Genomic DNA, 25059 nt, shown 5'->3' with positions numbered 1-25059 from the left:
GCGCGTTCGTCGTCCGCCGATCAGGCGAGCCAGGGCTGCCGCCCGACGCGCACGGCCTCACCCGTCTCGCCCGCCCGCCGGATCGCGAGCCCGAGCAGCTGGTCGTGCGCGGCGTCGGCGAGCGGATACGGCTCGGGTCCGTCGTCCGCGACCCAGCGCCCCATCGCTTCGAGGAGTGACGCCATCGCGATCTCCTCGTCCGAGAGACGCGCGCCGACGAACGGATTGCGGAAGAGCACCGATCCGTCGAGCGAGATCTGGTCCAGCTCCGGCGCCTCGAAGTCATGGTGCAGGCCGGTCTGACGCCGCTCGAAACTGGAGGTCACGACCATGGTCTCGTCGACGAGGCGGGTGAGCGCGTCATCGATGATCTCGCCCCGACTGCCGCGGACGACGACCCGGGATGCCCGCAGCGGGTTCCGCGTCTGCCCTTCGGTGAAGTCGTAGTGGCCGATGGCATCCCCGAAGTCCAGCGTTGCGGTGGTGGTGACGGTGGGGTGCGCGGCGGGATCACGGGTCCATCCGGCACGGCTGACGGGTGCGATCAGGGGCGCTGTGTGCGTTGTCGCGCGGATCTCGGCATTTGCTCGACCGACTCCGAGCAACGCGCGGAGGATCGCCACCGCGTGGTACGTCTGCGTCATCGACACCTGGGCGGAGGTGGGCTGCCCGATCAGGCCGGATCGCACGGCCGCGATCCGCGCGGTCGTCATCGGATGCCGCGGATACTGCTCGGCGACCTGCACGAGACCGCGAGATCCCACGTCCTGCCAGAGCGACAGCAGCGCTGCCTCGTCGAGTGCAGGAGGCGTCTCCGCCAGGACACGCGCACCGCGATCGGTAAGCTCGCGCATCAGGTCGGGCGTGGCATCCGGGCCGGCCGTCGTGAGCACGAAGGCCGGTCGCGTTGCGAGGAGCTCGCCGAGATCGCCTGCGACGTGGAGTCCCAGCGCGGCTCGGTCCGAGTCGCCGAGCGGGCGGTGCGGGAGGACCGCCGAGACCTCGAACGTCTCGGGCAACGCGGCGGCCAGCGTGCAGAAGGCGCGGGCCCGGAATCCGGTGCCCACGATCGCGAAGCGGATCGGTTGATTCATCACGCACGATTCTGCCGGGTCGACCCCAGGCACGACGGGGCCGCAACCACGATTCGAATCGATTCGAGGAATGTGCCAGGATGTCGTGCGGACGCGCGATCGCCGGCATCCGGATGCGTGCCTCCACTCGCGGGAGCGCTCTCACGCCGCGAACCGCTCAACGGAGAGGACCCGACTCGCATGACCGACGCCGCCGAGCTGCAGGTGGATGCTCAGGCGCTGCACCGCTGGCGCAACGCGATCATCCTGGCCTTCGCCGTCGGTGGCATCACCGTGTCGTCGTGGGGCCCGCGGCTTCCGGCTGTGCAGTCCGATCTCGGCGCAGACACCGCGATGATCGGCGTGATCCTCGGATGCGTCACCGTCGGCTCGATCTGCGGCCTGGTGGCCTCCACCCCGTTGCTGCACTACCTGGGCAGCAAGCGAGCGCTCGGTGGCGCCATCCTCGTGGTCGCTGTCGCCATGGCACTCATGGGGATCGGCGTCGCGCTCGGCTCCATCCCCGTCACCGTGATCGCGTTCATCGTCGTCGGATTCGGGATCGGCACGCTCGACGTGCTGATCAACGTCGAGGGTGCAGCGGTCGAGGCGCAGGCGAAGCGCACGCTGATGCCGCTCATGCACGGCGCCTGGTCGGTGGGCGCCGCGATCGGCGCGGGAATCGGCGCACTGTGTGCGGCGGTCGGCATCACGCCGTCCGCCCAGTTCATCGGCGAGGCCGTCCTGATCGCGCTCCTCGTGCTGGTGATCGTGCCCTCCATCGCCCCCGGCGCACGGGCCGAGGCGCCGAAGGAGGAGCTGACGCGCCGGCAGCGGGTCGTGCAGTGGGCTCGAGGATGGCTGGACTGGCGTCTGCTGCTCATCGGCGTCGTCATGCTCGGGGTGGAACTCGGTGAGGGATCCGCGAACAGCTGGATGACGCTGGCCGTCCACGACGATCACGGACAGACGGCGGCGATCGCTGCGTTGTTCTTCACGGTGTTCGCCGTCGGCGAGGCGCTCACCCGGATCTTCGGCGGCCCGGTCGTCGACCGCCTCGGGCGGGTGTGGACGATTCGCTGGACGACGGCACTCGGTGCGGTCGGGGTTGTGCTCTTCATCCTCGGCGGGAACGTGTGGCTGGTGCTCATCGGCGTGCTGTTGTGGTCCGTCGGGGTCTCGATGGGCTTCCCGCTCGGCATGTCGGCGGCCGCGGAGAGCGGACCGAACCCTGCTGCGCGGGTCAGCGTCGTGGCATCCGTCGGGTACTTCGCCAACCTCGCTGGGCCGCCCGTGATCGGTGCGCTCGCCGAGTCCGTCGGGCTGCTGAACTCGCTGTGGCTGGTCGTGGTGTTCATGGTCGCCGCGTTCGCGGTGGCCGGATCGCTTCGGACAGCCAAGCGCGGCTGAGGCCGGAGCCGAGGTCGGCGAAGTCGGCAACCCCGTTCGGTCACAGATCGGCAACGAAGCCCTTAGAGCGTCCTCAGCCGACTCTGACGCCGTCCTCGGGACCGGGTCGCAGACTGGTCGATGGGCGAACAACGGAGCTCACCCGCAACTGAGGGTGTTGGCCGTGTCTCGAGGCGTGAGGCACGGCCCGAGAGCGATCCAGGGGGACGCCGTGAGCGTGACGTCATTCATCAAGAACGTCTACGAGCCGGATGCGGTCGAGACGAGAGGTCGCGCCTCGGTGGTCGGTCGCATGCTGCTGATCCTGTTCGGCGGAGTGGTCGTCGCCGCTGTGGCCATCGGTGCCGTCGTCGGGATCGTGTCGCTGATCTGGGGTGGCGCGATCGTCTCGATCGTCCAACAGGTCGCGGGCATCTGACCCGCGAGAGTGCGCGTTTCTCCTCCCGAGAGCGCTCGTTTCTCCGCTCGAGAGTGCCCGTTTCTCCGCTCGAGCGTGCCTGTTTTCCCGCTCGAGAGTGCCTGTCTCTCCGCTCGAGAGTGTCGGTTTTTCCGGACGCGAAAGCGCGCAACGTTCTCCCGATCGTGCGACCTCACGGGTGAGCTGATGTCCGCACTCGCGGCTGCGCAGCGGCGTCGCGTCGCCGCGGCACCAGATCGCAGCGGCCCCGGGTCTTAGCGGCGTCAGGCCGCCGCTTCAGCCCTCGTCGCCTGCCGGAGCCTGCGGGTTCACTGTCGGGGTGGCGCCCGTGCCGAGACGCCCGAGTTCGCGCTCGATCGACTCGAGCAGTGAGTGCGCCTGGGCGGCGGCCATCCGGGTGAACTGACGTGCGCGGATCACGTCATCGGGGGACGCCGGTCCGGCCGCGGCGAGGTCGTCGGTCGCGAACGCGGGAGCCGCAGGGAGGTCGGCCTCCCACGTCGCCGTCGACCCCTGCGCGGATGCGGTGCGGGATCCGCCCGACTGCCGCTCGATCTCATGGGCGGCCTGCTGAGCTCGTTCGATGATCTCGCGGTACTGCGTTCTCGCGGTCTCGACCAGGTCTTTCGAGTAGGACTCGGCTTCGGAGACCGCTTCGTCGGCGATTCGCTGAGCGCTGCTGAGCAGGAGGACCGCACGGCTGGAGATCTCCTCGTCTCCGGCGCTGAGGCCCGCCATCAGATCGTGCTTCTCGCGCCATGCCAGTTCGAGCGCGTCGGCGGCTGCCGACAGAAGCGACTGCAGAGCCGCCCGGTTGTAGCCGTCGTTCTCGCCGGCGGCTGCCGCCTCGCGCAGGAGTTCCGGGGTGATGGATGCGGATGTGGTCCCGGCCATGTTCATGTCGTCCTCTACTGGATTCCCAGGCCTACGCCCGCCTGGCTGACTTCGGGGGAGTTTGCCAGGTCGCCGGCCTCACCGGTGTGTTGAGTGTACGGATCTTCGTATTTCTCGCTGCGGATCCGGTCCGCGGCGAGACCGGATCGCAGAAGCGCGTCTGTCGTGTTGCGGACCATGCGTGGTGAGCCGCACACCATCGCGAGATATCCGTACCACGGGCCGTCCGCTGCCGCTACCTCGCCGATAGGCCCGCGGGCTCCGGGGAACGACGGGTCGTCCGAGACGGCGAACCTGGTCCGCAGCCACGGAACGCCTGCGTACGCGTTGAGCTCGTTCCTCGCGTAGAAGCCCCACGGATGCCGCACCCCGTGATACAGCGCGACCCGCGGTCCGGTGCCGGTGGTGCGGTGACGTTCCGCAACCTGGTCGAGCACGGCCAGCAGCGGGGCGAGGCCCGTCCCGCCCCCGACGAGGAGCAGGTCCGGCCAGTCGCCGTCGGACAGCAGAGTCAGGAAGTCTCCGATCGGGGGGCCGAGTCGAACCGGATCGCCGGCCTTGACATCCCTGAGCAGTGCACCGCTGACCTGGCCGCCTGGCACGAGCTGTACGTGGAAGTCGATGGTGGAGTCGTCACGCGGTGCGTGCGTCGGCGAGAGATAGCGCCACTGGCGCGGGCGCTGCGGGATCTCGATGGCCACCGACTGCCCGGCACGGTACGGGTAAGGCTCGTGGGTGCGGATCGTCACCCTCCCGACATCCATTCCGCGTCGCTCGGTCGCGATCACCTCTCCCGACCAGGTGGCCGGCATCGACTCGGCCCCCTCTGCGGCGTCGATCATGGTCGCCGCGATGAGCCCGTACGCCTCCGCCCAGTCGGATGCCAGCTCCGGCGTCCACGCGTCACCCAGGAAGTGCTTCAGCGTCGCCAGGAGGGAGGCGCCGACCGCGGGATAGTGGCCGGCGATCGTTCCGAACTTGCGGTGGTCGCGGCCCAGATCCTGGATGTATCCGACGACCTCGCCGATGTTGTCGACGTTGCTCACCATGCGGCCGAGGGCCTTCACGAGCCGATCCCGTTGCGTCGCCATGGTCACGGGGAACAGATCCCGAACCTCGGGATGCGCGAGGAAGAGGTGTGCGTAGAAGAATCCGGGGACGGCGTCGCCGTGAGCTGCTACCTGACTCCAGGTCCGCTTGAGCGCAACCGTATCCACCTGTGCGTGTCCCATCCGCTGCCGTGCCGAGTTGATCCACGACGACGCTAGCGTGGGACGGCGCGCGGTCACAAACTCGAATTGCGCCGATGCGCAAGTCCCCGTTCAGGTCACATTCGGGCAATCGACAGCGAACGCTTCGAAGGCGCCGAATGCGGTGCCTGGCGTCCGGCACGCGACCGCGCTCTGGGAAGAGTCTTGCATCCCGCGCCGCATGCGCGCACCGTCAGGCCTGGGCGGCGACGGTGTCGGCGGTGCCGGAGCCCGCGGGATCCGGGCGGCGCCGGGCGAGTATGCGCCCGACCACGAGATTCCAGAGCCAGGCCACGAGCAGTGCGCCGCCGGCTCCGGCGAGCAGAGCCCCAAGGATGTCGGTGGGGTAGTGGGCGCCGACGTAGAGGCGCGACCATGCGGTCACCGCGACGAACACGATGCCGACCACGAGCACGATGATCCGCGTCAAGCGTCCGCGGCACACCATGAGAACCGCCGCCGAGAGCGTGACGGCGAACACGGTGTGCCCGCTCGGATAGCTCAGGGTCGCGGGGGAGACGTGCAGAAGGTGGGCGACGGCATCCAGCGGTGGACGGGGCTCGCCGACGACGGCCTTCGGGATGAGGCACAGCACCCATCCGCCACCGGCGATGACGACTGCCGCGAGCGCCCGAGCCCACGACACGAAGAGCCCGACGAGCACGGCGGCGATCACCAGGCACACGGCGACGACGGTGACCGAGTCCAGGTGATCCAACGCCTTGGCGATGGCGTCCAGGGCCGGGGCGTGCGCATCGTTCAGGGCGCGATCCACCACGAGCTGGGACGTCAGCCATCCGCTCGCAGCCTTCGCGGCGAAGCCGAGTGCGAACGTGGCAGCCCACAGCACGAGGGCGATCACGAGCGCACCGCGCGGAACGGAGACGAGCGGTGAGGGGCGGAGCCGATGGGCAGACATTCCGTCAGTCTCACCGGCGCCTCGTCGAGAGATAGCGGCGACAAGCCGCGAACGGCTGCGAGTCCGCACAGAGTGCCGAGCGGGCGCACCCGCAACCGCGCCAGGTTCTCGCTATCGCGCCAGAAAGGTGGCGCGATAGCGAAAAGGTGGCGCGGCACTACGAGGTACTACGCGGATGTGGGCGGGGATGGGCGGAAGCTCACGCCTGGTCGGCCCACGACCAGATGTCGTCGCCGCGCAGAGTGGCATCCGCTCCGCCGTCGTCGTAGATCACCTGGCCGGCCATGTGCGTATTCTCCGGGCTCGCGAGCCAGATCAGGAGGTTCGCGATCGACTCCGGAAGCTGGTGGTGGTTCAGCGGCATCGGCACGGCGGCATCGACCATCGCGGCACCCTCCGGCGTGGCGAGCAGGTCGGCGGTCATCGGCGTGACGACGGTTCCGGGCGCGACGGCGTTCAGCGGGATGCCCGCCCCGGCCCACGCAGAGGTGATGGACTCCCTGCGCACCCACCTGGCGAGCGCGCGCTTCGACGACGGATACACCAGGTATCCGACCTCGGGTCCCTGCGCCGTCAGAGTCTCAGCGATGGCGAGAGCGGATGCCTCGTCCCCGGCCAGCGCGGCCTCCACCATCTCCTTCGAGTTCGGCTGCAGCGATGCCATCGACGAGACGACGGCGGCGCGTGGCGCGTCCGACTTCTGCAGCGCGGGGAGCAGAGCCGTGATGAATTCCGTGACCCCGAAGAAGTTCACCGAGATCGTCTTCGGGATCGGCGCCGAGATGCCGGCGCAGGCGATGACGGCGTCGATGGTGCCGCCGGCCGCCTCGATGGCGCGGGCAGCAGCATCCGCTCGCCCTTCAGCCGTCGACAGGTCGGCCTCCACGTCGGCGTTCTTCAGATCGACGCCGATCACGCGTTCGCCCCGCTCGACCAGGATGCGCGCCGTCGTCGCACCGATTCCGGATGCGGAACCCGTGACCACGTATGTGCGAGCCATGTGTTACCTCTTCCTCTTCTCACTGCGGCGGATGCCGCCGAAGTCTCCCCTCGCGAAGCCGGATCGCCCCGGATGCACCCGGACGATCCTGTGCACCCGTGTGCAGACCGGCGTTCGGGTGCATCGGGCGCCGCGGTGGTGCCATCACCCTTGTTCGTCGTCGGCGTCGTCGACCGCGAGCGCCGCGACGAAGCGGGACAGGTCGCGGGCGAACGAATCCGTTCCGGCTGCGTCCCACTCGGCGAGCGCTCGCCGCACGATCGCGATGCCTTCGCGCACGAGCCGGTCGTAGGCATCCGCTCCCGAAGGCGACAGCGCGACGATCGAGGCCCGACCGTCGTCGGAGTCGGCCGAGCGGATGACGAACCCGGCGTCCGTCAACCGCCGCAGTTGCTTGCTCATGGTCGGCCGGCTCAGGCGAAGCGTCGCGGCGAGCGTGCTGGCGCGCTGCGGACCGGTCTGGCCGAGCGTGTAGAGCGGCTGCACGTCTGCGGGATCGACGGCGACCCCTGCACGGTGGGCGATGGCATCCTGCACGGCGACGGATGCCCAGTTGGCGACGAGCAGCGTCAGCGCCGCGAGCAGCTCGTGCTCGGGCTCGGCCGTCGTGTCGTGTGGGGTCATGCCTCAACGGTACGTCAGTTGGTTGCCTCAGGCAACCAACTGACGTACCGGTTCGCTCTGAGCGTCGGAGTCCGACCTTCGCGGATTCCGACGTCCGGCTCAGTTGGCAGTCTGCGCGGCAACGGCGCTGCGAGCGCGCCGCAGGTCCTCCCTCAGCACGTCTGCGAGCGGACGATCGAGGTCGTCGTACTGCGCGGTGAGGCAGACATCACCGCGATACCCGAGACGTTCCAGCGCGGAGAAGGTCGCCGGCCAATCGGCCATTCCCTGCCCGCCCGGTACGAAACGTGTGCGCGTGACCTGGTTGCGGCCCGACCCGGAAGGAGCCGGGACGGAGTCGTAGGTCGCATCCTTGAGGTTGATCAGGCCGAGGCGGCCGTCGAGCTGCTCCAGCGAGAGGTCGACGTCTTCGCCCGAGAGCGCGTTGTGGGCGGCGTCCCAGACCGCCGTCACTCTGTTCGGCGGGTAGTCCTCGATGACACGACGCAACCCGGCGGCGGTAGAGATGTACCTGCCGTGATGAGGCTGGATGCCGATCGCCACATCGAATTCCTCCAGCGCAGGAAGGATGCCGTCCAGTAGGGCGCGCAGACGGTCTTCTCCCGCCGCATAACCGGACGGCCCGATCTCGCCCATGATGCGGATCATGCCGACGCCGGCCTCCGCGCACGCTTCGACGACACCACGCGTCGGCTCCGCCGCAACGCTGCGGATGCCCACACCCGAGTCGGCGAGGATCCCGCCGAATCCGGACAGCGACGCCACGCTCGCCGGCTCGACCTGGAATCCGTCGCGCACCGGCAGCTCGATCGCGTCGAATCCCAAGGACGCCACGAGCGACCCGAGCTGTGCGCCGTCAAGGCGCGGCCATGGCTTGGTGAAGACGAGCCACGCGGGATTCCAGTCGGGCTCGCGGTGTCGGTCGTCGAGGTGGCCGTCCGCGTCAGCGGGCACGGGACGCCTCCCGGATCGCGTCTTCGTCGACCGTCACGCCCAGCCCGGGCGCGGAGGGCACGGCAACGCTGCCGTCCCGGAGGTCGAGTCCGTCGACGAACAGCTCGTCGAGAAGCTCGGGGCCGTTGAGCTCGGCGGGAAGCGACAGCTCGAGAGTCGACAGCACGTGGACGCCGGCCGCGAAGGCGATCCCGCAATCGGTCAGACCGCTGCCGAGAAGCTCGATCCCGTTCGCCTTGGCCACGGATGCCGTGGAGAGCAGGCGCCGCAGGCCGCCGGACTTGCACACCTTGAGCACGACGGCATCCGGTCGGGCGAGAGCGCCGAGCTTCGCCAGATCGGTCGCCGTGAAACATCCCTCGTCGACCGCCAGAGGCAGGGCGGTGCTCTCCCGTGCCGCCCGCAGCCCGAACCAGTCGGGGCTCGGCACGGGCTGCTCAGCGACCACGATCGTCGGCAGATCGGCGAGGGCGGACACGAGACGTCGGTACGCCATGGGGCGATACGCCTGGTTCGCGTCGAGCCAGATCGGCTTGTCGCCGGTGACCTCGACGACACGGCGGATCCGCTGCGCGTCGAGCCCGGGATCGCCGGTGATCTTCAGCTTGTAGGCCGGATACGCGCCGCTCTCGGTCGCGCGTGCCGCCATGTGGTCGGGGGATGCCGCGCCGATCGCCGAGCAGAGCGGCAGCCTTTCGACGATCGCCCCGCCGAGCAGCCTGTGCACCGGTACGCCCGCGATGATCCCGGCCAGGTCGTGCAGGGCGATGTCGACAGCGGCCCTGGCGAACGGGAATCCGTTGGAGACGGACGGCTTGAGCACCCGATCCGCCGCGGCGTGGAACCGCTCGACGTCGAACGGATCGGTTCCGATCACGAGCGGCGCCAGGTTGTTCTCGATGACGGAGACGATCGTCTCGGCGGTCTCGTAGCTCCAGATCGGCAGGGCGCGCTGCTCGCCCCAGCCCACGGCACCGGAGTTGGTCTCGATTCGCACGAAGACGACGTCGCCGGGCTCTGATCCGCTCCCGACCGTTCCGCTGCCCAGCGTGAAATCGTGCCGGAACGGAACGTTCGCGTGGAAGACCTCGACCCGCGAGATCCGCTCGCTCATGCGCTGACCGCCCAGCGCTGCGCGTCCACCAGGGTCCGCACCGAGGCGCCGGACGCGAGCCACTCGGCGGCATCCGCTGCCACGACACCGAGGAGCGCCCGGTGGCCGTCGTAGGTGTCGCCGGCGACATGCGGGGTGAAGATCGATGATCGGATGTCGACGAGCTCGTGCGGGAGCCCGAACGGCTCCTGTTCGAACACGTCGAGCGCGGCACGGATGCGGCCATCGGCGATGCGCTCGAGCAGGGCGTCCTGGTCGACGACGGTTCCGCGTGACGAGTTGACCAACACGCCGCCTTGGGGAAGCCCGTCGAGCAGATCCGCAGTGACCATGCCCTCCGTCTCGGGCGTGGACGGAACGTGAAGGGACACGAATTCGGCCTGCATGACCGACTCGAGGCCGGCGAGTTCGACGCCGAGCGCCTCTGCTCGAGACGGGGCGAGGTAGGGGTCGAAGACCCGGATGCGCGCATCGAACGGCTTGAGGAGGGAGATCAGCGACCGCGCCGTGGAGCTGGCCCCGACGATACCGATGGTGGAGCCGCGGAGCTCGCGTCCGCGCTCCCCGTTCGAGCCCCACGAGCCCGCGCGCATTCGGGCGTCGAGCGCCGGCAGCCGCCGTGCGAGCGTCAGCATGGCGGCAAGGCAGTACTCGGCGACCGAGTCGGCGATCCTGATGCCCGCGGAGAACACGCCGATTCCGCGGTCGAAGACCTCCGGCGGTACGAGGTGCTTCACGCTGCCGGCCGCGTGCGCGATGGCGCGGAGTTCCGGGGCGCGCTCGAGCGTCTCGCGATCGATCGACGGGGTTCCCCAGCTGGTGAAGAGCACGGTGGAGTCGCCGATGCCCTCCCGGATCTCCTCGATTGTCGGCGTGGTCTCGAACGGCCCGATCAGGGAGAACCGTTCGCGCAGAGCTTCGTGATCGGCGGGGGAGCAGACATCCTCGTAACGGTCGCGGCTCATCGCCAGGAAGGCAGTCGGACGGCGCATGGGACTCCTTACGTGAAGAGGGATCCGTGGAGCCAGATCCATCGCGCGCGGACCCTGAGAGCACGGTCGCGTAGACGGATCAACGGCACAGATCGAATTTCGATCGAAATGAACGAATGATCAATATATGCTCGATCGGGGCCCGTGTCGATCTCCATCCGCCTTTTCGGCGTGCGGGAGCCCCCGCTCGGCCGAGTGGGAGGATGCTAGCGGCACGGATCGGGAGGACCCATGCGCATCGACGTAACGAGCCGCCATGACCGCATCGTCGCGTTGCTCGAGCAGCGCGGCGCGATGCGCACGGCAGACCTCGCGGAGGAGCTCGACATCTCGCCCGTCACGGTCCGCAGGGACGTCGCGGAGCTCGCCGTCGAAGGGCGCATCGCAAGGGCCCACGGCCGCGTGATGTCGCTCAAGGGCGCCAGTGCGGCGCTGCAGGCGCGGGATGACTCGCATCCCTCGCCGCCCGCGTTCGCGGTCGGGGTCCTCGTGCCGAGGACGGCGTACTACTACGGCGACGTCATCAGAGCCATCGGCGCCGTGGTCGCGCGTGCCGGCGGTCGAGTCGTGCTCGGAGTGTCGAACGACCGGGCGGAAGAGGATCCGCCGCAGCTGCGATCGCTGCTGGATGCCAAGGTCAACGGGATCATCGCCACTCCCAACTGGCCCGACGGGAGCGCGGACGACGTGGCCGCCGCGGAGCTCCTGGCGCTGAAGGTTCCCATCGTGCTGGTGGAGCGTTTCGGCAAGATCGGCAGCCGCGTTGAGAGGTTCGATCACGTGCGCTCCGATCACGCCTACGGCGCACGCCTGGCGATCACCCATCTGCACGAGCAGGGATGGCGCGACATGGCGCTCGTCATGCAGCCGACGCCGACGTCGGTGCAGCTCCGAGTCGGCTATGAAGCGGCCGTGGCTCAGCTCGGGCTCACCCTGGATCCGACGGCGATCATCCAGTCGGTGCCGCCGGAAAAGGATCCAGCAGCCGGCGAGCAGATCGCGTCGGCCCTCGAGGCGCGGCTGCGCGCATCTGGCCCGTTCGCGGCCCTCGTGCACAACGACCTGAACGCGATGATGATCATGCAACGTCTGCAGGGCAGGGGAGTGCGGATCCCCGAGGACATCGGCTTCGTGGCGTACGACGACGAGACGGCTGACCTCGCGGACGTCCCGCTGACCGCCGTCGCCCCACCGAAGTACGCCGTCGGTCGTCTGGCCGCCGAACTCATGGTGGAGCGGTTGGCGCAGCAGGGTGGCGCCGAGGATCATGTGCGTCCGCCGATGCACGCTCAGCTCCTGCCGGCGTTGAACGTTCGCGCGTCGTCATTATTGATCAGTTGATCATTTCGTGATCAATCGTTCTTGACATTTATCATCCGACCTCGGAAGATGTTTCGAGGTCGCCGCAGTTGGCGGCTGTCAACTGATCGGAGTTTCAATGTCGAATCAACGAAGCGGCAGTCGGGCACGACGCCCTCGGCTGCGCCGTTCGCTCGTTGTGGCCGCGGCGACCGCCGCCACGCTGCTCCTCGCCGCCTGCTCCGGCTCCGGCGCAGGCGCGAACGAGACGCCGAGCTCGAGCGCCAAGCCCACCAGCTTCCTGGTCGACGGCAAGCCGACCGAGCTGAGCTACTGGTCGTTCACGACCGGCAGCCAGCAGGCGATCGATGAGTTCAACAAGACCCACAAGGACATCCACGTCACGTTCACGGAGATCCCGGCCGGAACGAACGGCGGCTACACCAAGCTGTTCAACGCCTTCAAGGCCGGCAGCGGGCCGGATGTCTTCAACGTGGAGTATCCGTTCCTGCCCGACTTCGTCAGCCAGGGCGACATCGCGGACGTGACCAAGTACGTCACGCCCGATCTGAAGAAGAAGTTCCTCCCGCAGTCCCTCCAGCTCACAACGCTCGGGGGTCACACCTACGGGATCCCCTACGACCTCGGTGTGCAGGTGCTCTTCTACCGCGCCGACCTGTTCGACAAGTACGGGCTGACCGTGCCGAAGACCTGGGACGAGTACCGGGCCGACGCGGAGAAGCTGAAGGCGGCGGATCCGAACGTCTTCCTCTCGCCCACCGTCGCCGACGACGGCGTCACGATGTCGGCGCTCAGCTGGCAGGCGGGTGCGAAGTGGTTCAGCACCAAGGGAGACTCCTGGCACGTGAACGTCGGTGACGCCCCGACGAAGAAGGTGGCCGGGTTCTGGCAGAACATGATCGCCGATGGTCTCGTGTCGCCGACGCCGAACAACACTCAGGCCATCAACGCGGCCATCGCTAACGGAACGATCATCAGTCAGATCAGTGCGTCGTGGAACGCCGCGCACATGCTCGCCAACTTCCCCTCGCAGTCCGGCCAGTGGAAGATCGCTCCGCTTCCGTCGTGGAACGGTTCCCCGGCGAGCGGCATGAACGGCGGCTCGGCCTGGGCCATCTCGAAGTCCAGCAAGTCCGTCGCGGCGTCGGCGGAGCTCGCGACGTGGATGAGCACGAATGCGGATGCCGTTCGCGCTCGCGTGAGCAGCGGCCAGTCGTCTCCGTACCTGTCGGTCGCCGCGATGAACAAGATCGCGCAGCAGTACGTGAAGACCGACTACTACAAGGGTCAGGACTACTACAAGGTGTTCGACACGCAGGGCCACGGGCTCAAGTCGTGGACGTGGGGGCCGACCATGACGGATGCGTTCAACGCGATGAACGACGCGCTCGGAAACGTCGGCAAGGGCGGATCCGTCCTCAAGGGTCTCGAGGCGGGGCAGACCGCAACGGTCGACGCGCTGAAGTCCCGCGGCGTGAAGGTGACGCAGGGCTGACATGACATCAGTCCGATTGACTCAGGAGGTGCGCGCCGCGGAGAAGGTCTCCCACGCGCGCACCCCCGGGGTGCCGGGATCGCGAGGACTCGGCAGGGCGGCCCTCGTGCTGATCCTTCCCTTCTTCGTGCTCTTCACGCTCGTCACGATCCTGCCGATCCTGTACTCCTTCTATCTGAGCCTCTTCCAGGAGAAGCAGAACGGGCTCTACGGCGGGGGCGGCACGACCCAGGTCTTCGTCGGCCTCGCGAACTTCGGTCAGGTCCTCTCCGATCCGCAGTACGTCACCGGCTACCTGAACATCGTCATCTACGTGCTCATCTACGTGCCGGTCCTCATGATCGGCGCCATGGCCGTCGCGCTGTTCCTGGATTCGGCCGTCGCGAAGCTCAAGCGCACCCTCCAGTTCTCCCTCTTCGTTCCGCATCTCGTGCCGGGGATCATCGCGTCCCTCCTGTGGCTGTACCTGTACATTCCGCAGATCAGCCCGTTCGCGAAGGCGCTGAGCAGCGTGGGGGTCGAGGGGAACATCCTCACCCCCGGCGGTGTGTTCCCGGCCATCGCCAACATCGGTGTGTGGGCCGGGCTCGGCTACAACATGGTGATCTTCTACGCGGCGCTGCAGGCGATCCCGCAGGAGCTCACCGAGGCCGCACGCATCGACGGCGCGAGTGGGTTCCGTGTTGCGGTGAGCGTGAAGCTTCCGCTGATCAGGGGATCCGTCGGGTTGGCCATGCTGTTCAGCGCGGTCGGCGCGCTGCAGGTGTTCACGGAGCCGCTCATCCTGCACCAGTACTCGTCCGGTCTCGTCTCCAGCGGATGGTCGCCGAATCTGTATGCCTACACCCAGGCGTTCGGCGGTGGCCACAACTACCCGCTCGCCGCGTGCGCGTCACTGCTCCTCGCCGTGTTCTCCGCGCTGCTCTCATTCCTCGTCACCCGTTTCGCCAAACCCTGGAGCTCGCAATGACCGCGAACACTGTCGTGGCGGAGACGCCGTTGCGGCGACGATCTGCGAGGTCGTCCCGTCCGGCGCGGCGCTTCTCGTTCTCCGCCATCCCCGTCAATGTCGTGCTGTTCCTGGCGGCCGCGTACACGTTCCTCCCCCTTCTCTGGATGCTCTTCGCGGGTCTCGAGAACGCCTCTGCGATCAGCGCGGGAGACGTGTTCTCGTTCTCGCACTTCCGGGTGGCGGGCAACTTCGCGGACCTCTTCAGCCAGGACGGCGGGATCTACGCACGCTGGTACCTCAACTCGATCCTCTATGCGGGCGTCGGCTCGCTGGCCTGCGCGCTCGTCTGCGTCGCGGCGGGATACGCGTTCGACAAGTACCACTTCCGGGGCAAGGAGAAGCTCTTCGGGCTGGTGCTCGTCGGCGTGCTCGTCCCGGCAGCCGCGACAACGCTTCCGCTCTACCTGCTGGCATCGAAGGTCGGGCTGGCGAACACGTATCTCGCCGTGTTCATCCCATCGCTGGTCAACCCGTTCGGCGTGTATCTCGCACGGGTGTTCTCCGCCAGCTACATCCCCAACGAGGTGATCGAGGCTGCGCGGGTCGACGGCGCATCCGAGCTGCAGATCTTCCGACGGATCGGGCTTCGCCTGCTCTCTCCCGGATTCGCGACCATCACCCTCTTCCAGTTCTCCGCGATCTGGAACGGTTTCCTGCTGCCGCTGGTGATGCTGACGGACAATCGGCTGTTCCCGGTGAGCCTCGGACTCTACACGTGGAACACGCAGGCGACGGTGCAGAATCCGTCGCTCGTGAACGTGGTGATGATCGGCTCCCTGCTGGCGATCATCCCCCTCGTGATCGCGTTCGTGAGCCTGCAGCGATTCTGGAAGGCCGGCCTCACCGCCGGAAGCGTGAAGTGAGCGGGATCCGTCCTCAGGCGATCGGTCTCATCTCGGATCGCCTGAGGAGGCGTCTCTTCGCGCCGGAGGCCTACGACCGCCTGAACGCGGCCGTCGAGGTCGTCTCCGTCGGTGACTCGCGTCCGCCGACGATGCCCATCGACCGGCTCGAACGAGTCGAACTGGCCATCACGGGGTGGGCGAGTCCCGCGATCGATGAGCGGATGCTCGACCTCCTGCCGTCGTTGCGCGCCGTGATCCACACGGCCGGGTCTCTCCGTGGTTTCGCGACGGAGGCGGCATGGGATCGCGGTGTCCAGTTCAGCTCCGCTGCGGATGTCAACGCCATCCCCGTCGCCGAGTTCGTCGTGGCGATGATCCTGCTCGTCGGCAAGCAGGTGCTCCCGCTGCGGGAGCGCTATCGGCAGGTGCGCGGACAGATGTACGTGCACGATCTGGGCGACGACGTCGGGAACTTCCGACGCACCGTCGGCGTGGTCGGTGCGTCGATGGTCGGCAGGCGCGTCATCGACCTGCTGGGCAAGCACGATGTCGAGATCCTGCTGCACGACCCCTACCTCGGGCCCTCGGATGCGGAGGCGCTCGGGGTGCGGCTCGTCGGGCTTGCGGATCTTTTCGCGGGAAGCGACGTCGTCACGCTGCATCAGCCCCTGCTTCCTTCGACGCGAGGTGGGATCGACGGCCGGATGCTTGCGCTCCTGAGAGACGGCGGAACCCTCGTGAACACGGCGAGGGGCGGTGTCGTCGATGCGGCCGCACTGGAACGGGAACTCGTCTCCGGGCGTCTGAACGCCGTGCTGGACACGACCGAGCCGGAGATCCTCCCCGCCGACTCTGTGCTGTACGACCTTCCGAACGTCGTGCTCACCCCGCACATCGCCGGGTCGCTCGGCAACGAGGTGCGACGGCTGGGTGAAGCCGCGGTGCGCGACGCCGAGCATTTCGCCCGATTCGGCGAGCTGCGGCATCCGGTGCCGCGGGCGGCGATGGCGTTCCGGGCTTAGACCGACGCGGAGTCCGCAGGAGTCGAGGCCGCGGACTTCAAGGGATGCCGCCACGTGCCTCTTCGTCACTGCGTCGGATCCCGATGGCGACGTGCCGCTCCTCACCGACCACTGACAAAGGGAGTCGCGCGCAGCGACGGGATCAGTCGTCGACTCCTCAGGCGCCGGCGCTGTCGGATGCGTCGGATCCGGCATCCTCCGATGCCGCGGACTCGGTGTCCGCGTCGGGGGAGTCCGCCGCTTCGGCGAGGTCCTGGCTCGGGCCGTCCTGCGACGCGAGGTCGTCACGCGGTGCGAGACGCTTGCCCGCCTCGATGGCGAGCACGGATCCGAGTGCGCCGGCGACGAGAGCGAAGATCGCCCAGCCGGTCCCCCACTTGGAGCGTCCGAACGCCCCGTCGACGGATGCCTTGCCCGGCCGTTCCGCGAGCAGCGCCGCCGCCGCGATCATCACGACGTTGAACTCGGCGCCGCCGTTCGAGTTCCAGATGCCGTTCTTCGCGTGCACCTTGCGGATCGCCGTGATCATCGTCGCGATGAGTCCCGCGGAGGCGAACGGTGTCGCAACGCCCAGCGCCAGCGCGGCGCCTCCTGCCGTCTCGGCCAGCCCGGCAGCACGTGCCTGAAGCTTCGCGGGATGCATGCCGAGGGCATCCATCGTCTTCTCGGTCTGTTCGAGGCCTCCGCCGCCGAACAGGCCCGCGAGCTTCTGCAGCCCATGGCCGATGAACAGCAGGCCGACGACGACCCTCAAGATGAGCGTTCCCATGTGATCCCCTCGATTCGCGTTCCGTGTTCCGTTCTATACGGCCTGCCCCGCGTTGTACACGGGTGGCGCCAGTGGCGTGTATGCGGGCCCACCCGCCCCGTCCACCCGCCCCGTCCACCCGCGCGGCCACCCGCGCCGTCTTCAGGAGCAGAGGCACTCAGGCCGCGATATGCGATCGAACCCTCTCCTCTCCTGAACGCGGAACGACTTCTCCTGAAGACGGAACGATTTCTCCGTCGTCGCACCGCCCGTGACTTCTCGAAGCCCGCCTACGCTGAGCTGGTCTCGACAGGCTCGACCGGCGGTTCGGACCTCTGGTTTCGACAAGCTCAACCAGCGATAAGGCGGTCACAGCGAACTCACAGCCCAGGACGGCGCCTGCGGGAACTTCGCGCCCGAACCCCGTGTTCTTCCTCTCGTAAGGAGTTCACAATGAGCAACTACCGCAAGGACGAGGCTGCGATCTCGCAGCTGAATCGCAAGCAGTTCGACGTCACCCAGCACGGCGCGACGGAGCGCGCGTTCACCGGCGAGTTCTGGGACAACCACGAGCCCGGCCTCTACGTCGACGTCGTCTCCGGCGAGCCGCTGTTCGCCTCGACCGACAAGTACGACAGCGGATCCGGATGGCCGAGCTTCACCGTTCCGATCGACCAGGAGAACGTGGTGCTGAAGCAGGACCGCACCTTCGGCATGGTGCGAACGGAGGTGCGCTCGAAGCACGGCGACAGCCACCTCGGTCACCTGTTCGACGACGGTCCGATCGACAAGGGCGGGATGCGCTACTGCATCAACTCGGCGGCGCTGCGCTTCGTGCCGGTTGCCGACCTCGAGCGCGAGGGCTACGGCGAGTTCGCGGCCCTCTTCGGAATGCAGGATGACGCGGTTCGGTCAGGCACAGGCATCCGCGACGACAATGAGAAGAACGAGAAGTAGGAGAAGAACGTCATGAGTACTGAGCGAGCCATTCTCGCCGGCGGTTGTTTCTGGGGCGCCCAGGAGCTGCTGCGTCAGAAGCCGGGCGTCATCTCGACTCGCACGGGTTATTCCGGCGACCCGAACACGCCCAACGCGACGTATCGCCATCACGGTGATCACGCCGAGTCGGTGGAGATCGTCTTCGACCCTGACGTGATCAGCTATCGCGAGCTGCTGGAGTTCTTCTTCCAGATCCACGACCCGTCGACCAGGAACCGTCAGGGCAACGACATCGGCCGCAGTTACCGTTCGGCCATCTTCTACCTGACACCGGAGCAGGAGCAGGTCGCGCGTGACACCATCGCGGATGTCGATGCCTCCGGTCTCTGGCCCGGCAAGGTCGTCACCGAGGTCGTGCCGGCAGGCGAGTTCTGGGAGGCCGAGGAGGAGCACCAGGACTATCTGCAGAAGTACCCGGAGGGGTACACCTGCCACTGGGTGCGCCCCAACTGGCGCCTGCCGAAGCGTGAGGCGCAGACCGCGTAGCCCTTTGACACGATCCGCCGTACGAAGCCACGGTTCTGTGCGGCGGATCGTGTGCGTTCGGGCTATCCGCTCGTGAAGCGGATTCCGTTCTGGATGGCCGCAGCATTCCCACGGAGGTACGCGGCGGCCCGTGTCCAGTAGTCGCCGTGCCCGCTGACGGCCATGCTCGTCCACGGTTCGACGCCTGTGTCGATGCTGTCGATGAGCAGATCGCGCATCGCTTCGGCGCGTTCGATCATCGAGGGCAGAAGCTTGGCGCGATCGTCGGCTGATGCTCCGTATCCGTCGAGGAACGCCCGGAGCAGCGGGATCGAGTGGTGCAGATCGTGATCCTGGTCGAGCTGGGCGAACGCGCGTGCCGCATACGCGAGGTCTGCGATGGCGGTCGTCGGGCCTGCGCCGTCCCAGTCGATGAAGGTCCAGCGCTCAGGGCTTCGAATCAGGTTCCACGGCGCGAGGTCGTTGTGGCAGACGAGTTCGTCGCCGGGACGTCGCATCGCCGTCGTCCACCTGTCGGTGTCGCGTCGGGGGAAGGACGACGCCGCCTCGTGGAGCCTGCGGATGCTCGCTCCGACGCGTTCCACGTCCGCCGCGTCGAGCGGCAGTTCGTCCATCGCCTCGGTGCCGGGAATGAACTCGAGAACCTGCCGCCCTTGAGCGTCCTTGCCAAGAGGCTCCGGGACGAGCTCGCCGACCCGCGCGTGCAGATGTTCCAGCAACCGCTGGACGCTCTCCGTCGACGTCGTCCACGGCTTGCGTACGGTTTCGCCCGTCCGGACGACGAAGGACGAGGCATTGCCTCCCTCGAGCGGGATCTCCGGGGATTCCATGGCGTCAGTCTCGCCGAAAGCCGACCGATCCCTTGGACGGTTGCCGAACATCCGCTCTCCTGGTTTGGACGGTGGCGACGTCACTCGGCCGGATCGGCGGTGGGCGTGACGGAGTCGTCGACGGGCGCCGGTCGTCGCGGGTAGGGGGCGAGGATGCCAGCGGATGCGAGCCAGCAGATTCCGATCAGAGCCAGGAGCATGCCCGCGGTGCCGCTCGGGAGAAGGCCGGCGAGACCGGCGCCGACCGCTGCGGCGGTCGCGCGCAGTCCGGCCGCGACGGTGAAGACCTGAGAGCGCAGCTGTCGGGGGCTGTGCCGGGTGCGCAGCAGGAGCATGGCGGCGACCCCTGGTCCGGTGGCGATGCCGGAGAGTCCGACGAGCACGATGGCGGCCGGCAGGCCTGGGACGAGCCCGGCGGCGATGGTCAAGAGCCCCGTCACGACGGCGGCTGCAGCCATGACGACGGCGGCAGGGATGCGGCGGATCGGCCGAACGGTCACCGCAAGCGAGCCCACGAGCGCACCGATCGCGAACGACGTGACGACCCATGCCGCGTCGCTCTCGTGCCGCGTCGTCGTGAGAGCGATCCCGATGGCGGCGATGGGCAGCGCCCCTTGGCCGAGCTGATTGAGCGTGCCCGACGCGGTCACGACCGCGAGCGGACGATGGGTGGCGATGAAGCGGGATCCCCGCGCGATCTCGCGGAGCACGCTGGACCGATCCGGATGCTCGGGGTGCGGCGGCAGCTCCAGCAGAAGGCATGCGAGGGTGCCGACGGCGGCGATCGCGGCGAGGACGAGCATCGCGATCCGGCCGGAGCCGAGTGTGATCGCGGCGGCCGCGATGGCAGGACCCGCGACGCTGCCGATGTTGTACGCGAGGGCGTCGGCGCCGAATGCACGCTCGGCCGGACCGGGGATGGCATCCGTGACGAAGCTCGACATGCCGCCCATGAAGAACGGGGTGACGGCGCCGGCGACGATGAGGACGACCACCACGAGAGGCGTCGGAACCTGCCCGAGGAAGGCCGCGAGGGCGAACGCAACGGCGGTGACGAGCCCGGACAGCACCATGAGACGGGTGGGGTGGCGACTGCGGTCGAGAAGCACACCGGCGAACGGAGCGGCGAGCACGCTGGGTGCCAGGGATGCCGCGACCAGGCCGCCGCCGATCGCAACGCTGTGCATTTGCTGCACCGCGAGCACGGGAAGCGCGGCGGCGGTGCCGGCGCTGGCAAGGCGCAGCGGCACGGCGACCGACAGATATCTCGCGCTGGGCATCTGAGTCATTGAATCATCGCGCGCGCCTGTGCCGGTGCCGGTGTCTGCTCCTGTGCCTGCTCGTGCGCCGGTGCACGCGAGCAGGGGCTGTCGGCCCTATGCCGGAATCGCGGAGATGAGACCAAGGCCGACGCTGATGCGGTCGGCGGTCTCGATGGCCTCCTCGGACAGCGAATCGAGGTCGCTGTCGCGCATCACCGTCATGCGGCCGGAGATGGAGAGAGCGGCGACCACCTTGCCGCTGGCGTTGCGGATCGGTGCCGCGATGCACAGCCGGCCCAACGCGAGCTCCTGATCCTCGAGGCACGTTCCCCGGTCGGCGGAGCGGGCGAGCTCCTTCGTCAGGGCACCGTGATCGGTGATCGTGTTGGCGGTGTAGCGCGGCAGCTCCGTGCCGAGAAGCTCGATGCGCTCCTCCTCGAAGAGATCGAGGAGAAGACACTTGCCGAGCGCTGAGGCGTGCAGCGGCTGCCGAAGGCCGACCATCGTGTGCGACTTGGAGGCCTTGGCACCCTCGAAGTGGCAGAGGTACATCACGGAGGTGCCGTCGCGCACGCCGACGTTGACGCTCAGTCCCACCTTGTGCGCGAGCTCCTGAGCGGCGGCGCGCGATTCGCGGTGTACCGGGATCTGGTTCAGCCCGTGCGTGGCGAGCGCGAAGATGGCCGTTCCGATCGAGTACAGCTGACCGTCGGGCTCTTTGCGCACGTAGCCGAGTTCTTCCAGCGTGGTGAGCAGCCGGGCTGTGGTCGAAGGACCGAGGCCGATGGTGCGTCCGATGTCGGATGCCCGCAGCTGCCCGGTCTCGGACGCCCCGAGTGCGTCGAGCACCGAGGCCGCACGCTGAATGCTCTGGTGTATCTCCGTGCTCACCGCTGCTCGCTTTCGCCGACTTCTGGACGGCATCCACGCCGTGCACCGATGCACAGGATACCCGCCCATCGCCGTCATGTGGCCACGAAGAGGGCATTGAGTGCCGCTCATCGATGTGTGATTACCGGTGAGTGGTAATTGATGCCTGCTTGATGGTACGTTGGCCCGCAGCACACGACGGCGTATGAGGAGCCCCATGACGACGACCGACTTGAGGCAGCGAACGCAGCCGACGCGACCGCCAGCCGACCCGCACGGCGGACGCGGGAAGCGGCTCGGCGAGAAGAGCTTCGTCTTCCTCCTGCTGCTGCCAGGGGTCGTGCTTCTGCTCGCTGTGGTGCTCTATCCGCTCGTGCGGTCGCTGGTCTCGGCCTTCTTCAAGGAGAGCCTCGTGTTTCCGGGAGCGACGTTCGTCGGTTTCGCGAACATCGTCGACGTGCTGAAGGACGACTTCGGCCAGCTGCTCGGACAGACGCTCATCTTCACCGTCGGATCGACACTGTTGTCGTTCCTGCTCGGCATGGCCCTGGCCCTGGTGCTCAACCAGCGCTTCCGCGGTCGCACCGTCTTGCGCGGCGCGTTCCTCATCCCGTGGCTGGTTCCGGGCGTCGTCGTCTCGTTCCTCTGGATGTGGATCTTCGACGCCAACTACGGGGTTCTGAACGGCATCCTCCAGGAGCTGCACATCATCGACCACCCGATCGCCTGGTTGTTCAACACCGGATCGGCGCGTGGTGCCCTGATCATCGCGAAGTCGTGGAACTCGTTCCCCTGGATGATGGTCATGATCCTTGCCGGCCTGCAGACCGTTCCCGGCGAGCTCCACGAGGCAGCCGCCATGGACGGCGCGGGAACCGTCCGCCGGTTCTTCACCGTCACCTGGCCGCACATCAGCGGGGTGGCCGGCCTCGTCGTGCTGCTGGAGTTCATCTGGAACTTCCAGCACTTCGACACGATCTTCGTGCTCACCGGCGGCGGACCCGCGGGAACCACCCAGACCTTCGCGACCCAGGTGTACGACACCGCGTTCAAGGGATACGACCTCGGTCACGCCGGCGCGCTCGGCCTGCTGTGGATGGTGCTGCTCATGGTGCTTGTCGTCGTCTATGTGACGTTCAGCGAGCGCGGCGAGAAGAAGGAGAAGGCACGATGACGGCGCTCGACGTGGAGGCGACCGGCGTGGACGCCGCGCACGCGACCAGGGAGGGACGCCGCCGTCAGCGGCGACGCCCGCGCTGGGGCACCTGGATCGCGCTCGCCGTGCTGGTGCTGTTCGCGTTTCTCCCTCTGTACTGGCTCGTCGTGACCTCGCTCACGCCGAGCACGCAGGCGTTCAGCTATCCGCCACGGCTGTTCCCCACCCAGATCACGTTCGACAACTACGTCACGATCTTCCGGACCCCGGCGATCTTCCGTTACCTGCAGAACAGCGTGATCGTCTCGGTCATCACGGCCGTGCTGTCGGTGGGCATCTCGATGTACATGGGCTACGCGTTCTCGAAATTCCGGTTCCGCGGCCGCAAGTCGCTGATGTACTTCGTGCTCTCGAGCCAGATGTTCCCGCAGGCGCTGCTGCTGGTGACGCTGTACGTGGTGTTCGCTCAGTTCCACCTTCTGAACACGTACTTCGCGCTCATCCTCTCGTTCACGACCTTCACGCTTCCGCTCTGCGTATGGATGCTGAAGGGATTCTTCGACGCCCTGCCAGACGATCTGATCGAGGCGGCGAAGATCGACGGCGCCGGGCCGTGGCGCACGTTCCACTCCGTGATCCTGCCGCTCGCCGCGCCCGGTCTCGTGGCATCCGGGCTGTTCGCCTTCGTGCGCGGCTGGAACGACTTCATGTTCGCGCTCACCTTGGCGGGACCGGACAAGCAGACCCTTCCACCCGGCCTCGTGAACATGTTCATCACCGAGTCGAGCACCGCCTGGCCGGCGCTGATGGCGGCATCCCTGCTCGTCTCCGTGCCCGTCAGCGTGGCGTTCATCGCCCTTCAGCGCTTCCTCGTCGGCGGGGTCACCGCCGGAGCGGTCAAGGGCTGACATCCGTCTCGAGGCGCATCCCGACCTCGCGGGACCACCAGAGAAACACCAGCACCACATTCCATTCGAAGGAGAATCATGACCAGAGACATCAGCAGACGTGACGTCTTCCGCTTCGCTGCCGTCGGCCTCGGCGGCCTTGCGCTCGCGGGCACGGTGGCCGGCTGCAGTTCGGACGGCAACGGTGCCTCCGCAGGCAGCTCGGCGAGCGCGGGCAAGGCGACGGACTTCTCGTTCGCCTCGTGGGGGATGTCGGAGGCGGCCACGAAGCCGACCCTCGGCGCGGCGGTCGATTCGTTCGGCCAGAAGAAGGGCGTCACGGTCAAGACGCCGAGCTACGACTACAACGACTACCTGAACCAGCTCACCCTCCAGGTGCGCGGCGGACAGTTCGCCGGTGCAGCCCAGCTCGACGTCGCGTGGGCATCCGGATTCGCGGCACTCGGCAAGCTGCGCGACCTGTCCGACCTTGCGACCGGCCGCGGCTACACGGATGCAGCGCTCAAGGCGGGCCAGGTCGGCGGAAAGCAGATCGGCCTCCCATGGACCATCGCCGCGATCGGGCTGATCACCAACACCGAGCTGCTGCAGAAGGCGGGCATCACCACTCCGGCGACGACCATCGACGCTTTCGAGGATCAGCTGCGGTCGCTGAAGGCGCTCGGCGGCGGCCTCATCCCTTATGCGGCATCGACGAAGGCGGCGCAGCTGAAGGACATCCTCGTGTGGATGCAGACCTTCGGCTCGCCGCTCATCGACGGCAAGGAGTGCACGATCGGCGACGCGGCATCCGTGAAGGCGGTCACCTGGTACAAGAAGCTCTACGACGACGGCCTCATCGCGCCCGATGTGGATCGTGCCGCCGCACGCACGCTCTTCGCACAGGGCAAGACCGCGATCTACGACGACGCTCCTGTGGGGAAGGCGGGTGTCGTCGCGTCATCCCCTGACAAGGACCTCGCCGGCAAGATGTCCTCCATGGCACGGCCGGTGCTCGCCAAGGGCGACACCCCGGTCGAGGTGCTGTGGGGTCACCTGGTGACCGTCGTGGACGGCGACGGCGCCGACACCGCAGGGCAGTTCGCGCAGTGGCTGACCAGCGACAAGACACAGACGCTCGACTACTTCGCGAAGCTCGGCCTTCCGCCGACGACCAAAGCGGCGCTGGGCTCCGGTGAGATCGCGAAGGACACGTTCATCAGCGATTTCACGAAGCGGGTCACGGTCAACGCATCGGCCGAGCCGCTCTGGAAGTTCCCGCAGTACGCGCAGATGGAGACCGAGATCGCCAACCAGGTGCAGGCGGTCCTCATCGGCAGCGCGTCGCCGAAGGATGCCATGAAGCAGGCCGGTCAGGCGGTGCAGCAGCTCATGTCCGCCTAGGCCCACCAGAGGGGTGGTGTCGCGGCACGTCTCCGCGGCACCACCCGACCGCCCCGTCTCAGCAGGCGGCGTCGG

The 25059-nt window shown here is 67.8% G+C and carries 25 protein-coding genes; 12 read left to right on the top strand and 13 right to left on the bottom strand.

Annotated features, from left to right (window positions below):
- Positions 1 to 20: 20 nt before the first annotated feature.
- Complete coding sequence (locus ACX9R5_RS01445; RefSeq protein ID WP_459407233.1) at positions 21 to 1094, bottom strand: Gfo/Idh/MocA family oxidoreductase; 1074 nt, start codon at positions 1092 to 1094, stop codon at positions 21 to 23.
- A gap of 180 nt (positions 1095 to 1274) precedes the next feature.
- Here ACX9R5_RS01445 and ACX9R5_RS01440 point away from each other — a divergent pair, with 180 nt between their 5' ends.
- Positions 1275 to 2483, top strand: a complete 1209-nt coding sequence (locus ACX9R5_RS01440; protein ID WP_459407232.1) for an MFS transporter — start codon at positions 1275 to 1277, stop codon at positions 2481 to 2483.
- A 211-nt stretch (positions 2484 to 2694) separates the two neighbouring features.
- Entirely contained in the window at positions 2695 to 2901 is a 207-nt protein-coding gene (locus ACX9R5_RS01435) for a hypothetical protein (protein ID WP_459407231.1), read from the top strand.
- A gap of 276 nt (positions 2902 to 3177) precedes the next feature.
- On the opposite strand, the gene ACX9R5_RS01430 is transcribed toward ACX9R5_RS01435, so the two are convergent.
- From ACX9R5_RS01430 to ACX9R5_RS01395, 8 genes are all read right to left on the bottom strand, one after another.
- Positions 3178 to 3795 (bottom strand): hypothetical protein, encoded by a 618-nt coding sequence (locus ACX9R5_RS01430; RefSeq protein ID WP_459407230.1) that lies wholly within the window; start codon positions 3793 to 3795, stop codon positions 3178 to 3180.
- Between the two features lie 14 nt (positions 3796 to 3809).
- Positions 3810 to 5027 (bottom strand): globin domain-containing protein, encoded by a 1218-nt coding sequence (locus ACX9R5_RS01425; RefSeq protein WP_459407229.1) that lies wholly within the window; start codon positions 5025 to 5027, stop codon positions 3810 to 3812.
- Positions 5028 to 5238: 211 nt separating this feature from the next.
- Complete coding sequence (locus tag ACX9R5_RS01420) at positions 5239 to 5964, bottom strand: phosphatase PAP2 family protein (protein WP_459407228.1); 726 nt, start codon at positions 5962 to 5964, stop codon at positions 5239 to 5241.
- A gap of 199 nt (positions 5965 to 6163) precedes the next feature.
- On the bottom strand, positions 6164 to 6964 hold the full coding sequence (locus ACX9R5_RS01415) for an SDR family oxidoreductase (RefSeq protein ID WP_459407227.1): 801 nt from the start codon (positions 6962 to 6964) through the stop codon (positions 6164 to 6166).
- A gap of 144 nt (positions 6965 to 7108) precedes the next feature.
- The gene (locus ACX9R5_RS01410) at positions 7109 to 7588 is read right to left on the bottom strand and encodes a MarR family winged helix-turn-helix transcriptional regulator (RefSeq protein WP_459407226.1); all 480 of its coding nucleotides are present in this window, start codon (positions 7586 to 7588) and stop codon (positions 7109 to 7111) included.
- 99 nt (positions 7589 to 7687) lie between these two features.
- Positions 7688 to 8542: a sugar phosphate isomerase/epimerase family protein gene (locus ACX9R5_RS01405; RefSeq protein WP_459407225.1), complete on the bottom strand. Its 855-nt coding sequence runs from the start codon at positions 8540 to 8542 to the stop codon at positions 7688 to 7690.
- Complete coding sequence (locus ACX9R5_RS01400; protein ID WP_459407224.1) at positions 8532 to 9656, bottom strand: mandelate racemase/muconate lactonizing enzyme family protein; 1125 nt, start codon at positions 9654 to 9656, stop codon at positions 8532 to 8534. Before ACX9R5_RS01400 ends, ACX9R5_RS01405 begins: the two co-directional genes overlap by 11 nt.
- A complete protein-coding gene (locus ACX9R5_RS01395) occupies positions 9653 to 10648 on the bottom strand; it encodes a hydroxyacid dehydrogenase (RefSeq protein ID WP_459407223.1) in 996 nt (331 codons plus the stop codon). The genes ACX9R5_RS01400 and ACX9R5_RS01395 overlap by 4 nt, the downstream gene beginning before the upstream one ends.
- 231 nt (positions 10649 to 10879) lie before the next feature.
- Between ACX9R5_RS01395 and ACX9R5_RS01390 the strand changes: the two genes are divergently transcribed.
- The 5 genes from ACX9R5_RS01390 to ACX9R5_RS01370 all read left to right on the top strand — a co-directional run bounded on the left by ACX9R5_RS01390 (position 10880) and on the right by ACX9R5_RS01370 (position 16342).
- A complete protein-coding gene (locus ACX9R5_RS01390) occupies positions 10880 to 11989 on the top strand; it encodes a substrate-binding domain-containing protein (protein ID WP_459407222.1) in 1110 nt (369 codons plus the stop codon).
- A gap of 97 nt (positions 11990 to 12086) precedes the next feature.
- A complete protein-coding gene (locus tag ACX9R5_RS01385; protein WP_459407221.1) occupies positions 12087 to 13463 on the top strand; it encodes an ABC transporter substrate-binding protein in 1377 nt (458 codons plus the stop codon).
- Position 13464: 1 nt separating this feature from the next.
- The gene (locus ACX9R5_RS01380) at positions 13465 to 14433 is read left to right on the top strand and encodes a carbohydrate ABC transporter permease (RefSeq protein WP_459407220.1); all 969 of its coding nucleotides are present in this window, start codon (positions 13465 to 13467) and stop codon (positions 14431 to 14433) included.
- Positions 14430 to 15338 carry a carbohydrate ABC transporter permease gene (locus ACX9R5_RS01375; RefSeq protein ID WP_459407219.1) on the top strand — a complete coding sequence of 303 codons (909 nt, stop codon included), beginning with the start codon at positions 14430 to 14432 and terminating at the stop codon, positions 15336 to 15338. The genes ACX9R5_RS01380 and ACX9R5_RS01375 overlap by 4 nt, the downstream gene beginning before the upstream one ends.
- Complete coding sequence (locus tag ACX9R5_RS01370) at positions 15335 to 16342, top strand: hydroxyacid dehydrogenase (protein ID WP_459407218.1); 1008 nt, start codon at positions 15335 to 15337, stop codon at positions 16340 to 16342. The genes ACX9R5_RS01375 and ACX9R5_RS01370 overlap by 4 nt, the downstream gene beginning before the upstream one ends.
- 157 nt (positions 16343 to 16499) lie before the next feature.
- Here the strand turns inward: ACX9R5_RS01370 and ACX9R5_RS01365 are convergent, their stop codons facing one another.
- Positions 16500 to 17111 (bottom strand): DoxX family protein, encoded by a 612-nt coding sequence (locus ACX9R5_RS01365; RefSeq protein ID WP_459407217.1) that lies wholly within the window; start codon positions 17109 to 17111, stop codon positions 16500 to 16502.
- Positions 17112 to 17543: 432 nt separating this feature from the next.
- Here ACX9R5_RS01365 and msrB point away from each other — a divergent pair, with 432 nt between their 5' ends.
- A complete protein-coding gene (msrB, locus tag ACX9R5_RS01360; RefSeq protein ID WP_459407216.1) occupies positions 17544 to 18047 on the top strand; it encodes a peptide-methionine (R)-S-oxide reductase MsrB in 504 nt (167 codons plus the stop codon).
- Positions 18048 to 18059: 12 nt separating this feature from the next.
- Positions 18060 to 18575, top strand: coding sequence for a peptide-methionine (S)-S-oxide reductase MsrA (gene msrA, locus ACX9R5_RS01355; RefSeq protein WP_459407215.1), 516 nt, complete (start codon positions 18060 to 18062; stop codon positions 18573 to 18575).
- 62 nt (positions 18576 to 18637) lie between these two features.
- Here msrA and ACX9R5_RS01350 read toward each other — a convergent pair whose 3' ends face one another.
- The 3 genes from ACX9R5_RS01350 to ACX9R5_RS01340 all read right to left on the bottom strand — a co-directional run bounded on the left by ACX9R5_RS01350 (position 18638) and on the right by ACX9R5_RS01340 (position 21558).
- Positions 18638 to 19405, bottom strand: a complete 768-nt coding sequence (locus ACX9R5_RS01350; protein ID WP_459407214.1) for a phosphotransferase — start codon at positions 19403 to 19405, stop codon at positions 18638 to 18640.
- A gap of 80 nt (positions 19406 to 19485) precedes the next feature.
- Positions 19486 to 20685 carry an MFS transporter gene (locus tag ACX9R5_RS01345; RefSeq protein WP_459407213.1) on the bottom strand — a complete coding sequence of 400 codons (1200 nt, stop codon included), beginning with the start codon at positions 20683 to 20685 and terminating at the stop codon, positions 19486 to 19488.
- A 96-nt stretch (positions 20686 to 20781) separates the two neighbouring features.
- The gene (locus tag ACX9R5_RS01340) at positions 20782 to 21558 is read right to left on the bottom strand and encodes an IclR family transcriptional regulator (RefSeq protein ID WP_459407212.1); all 777 of its coding nucleotides are present in this window, start codon (positions 21556 to 21558) and stop codon (positions 20782 to 20784) included.
- A 196-nt stretch (positions 21559 to 21754) separates the two neighbouring features.
- On the opposite strand from ACX9R5_RS01340, the gene ACX9R5_RS01335 reads away from it, so the two are divergent.
- The 3 genes from ACX9R5_RS01335 to ACX9R5_RS01325 all read left to right on the top strand — a co-directional run bounded on the left by ACX9R5_RS01335 (position 21755) and on the right by ACX9R5_RS01325 (position 24984).
- The gene (locus tag ACX9R5_RS01335; RefSeq protein WP_459407211.1) at positions 21755 to 22711 is read left to right on the top strand and encodes a carbohydrate ABC transporter permease; all 957 of its coding nucleotides are present in this window, start codon (positions 21755 to 21757) and stop codon (positions 22709 to 22711) included.
- Positions 22708 to 23601, top strand: coding sequence for a carbohydrate ABC transporter permease (locus ACX9R5_RS01330; RefSeq protein WP_459407210.1), 894 nt, complete (start codon positions 22708 to 22710; stop codon positions 23599 to 23601). The genes ACX9R5_RS01335 and ACX9R5_RS01330 overlap by 4 nt, the downstream gene beginning before the upstream one ends.
- 78 nt (positions 23602 to 23679) lie before the next feature.
- Complete coding sequence (locus ACX9R5_RS01325) at positions 23680 to 24984, top strand: extracellular solute-binding protein (RefSeq protein WP_459407209.1); 1305 nt, start codon at positions 23680 to 23682, stop codon at positions 24982 to 24984.
- Positions 24985 to 25059: the final 75 nt, after the last annotated feature.

The organism is Rathayibacter sp. CAU 1779 (genome assembly GCF_054551755.1).
Note: the sequence above shows the minus strand (reverse complement) of the source record. Positions and strands in the feature narration are given on the sequence as shown.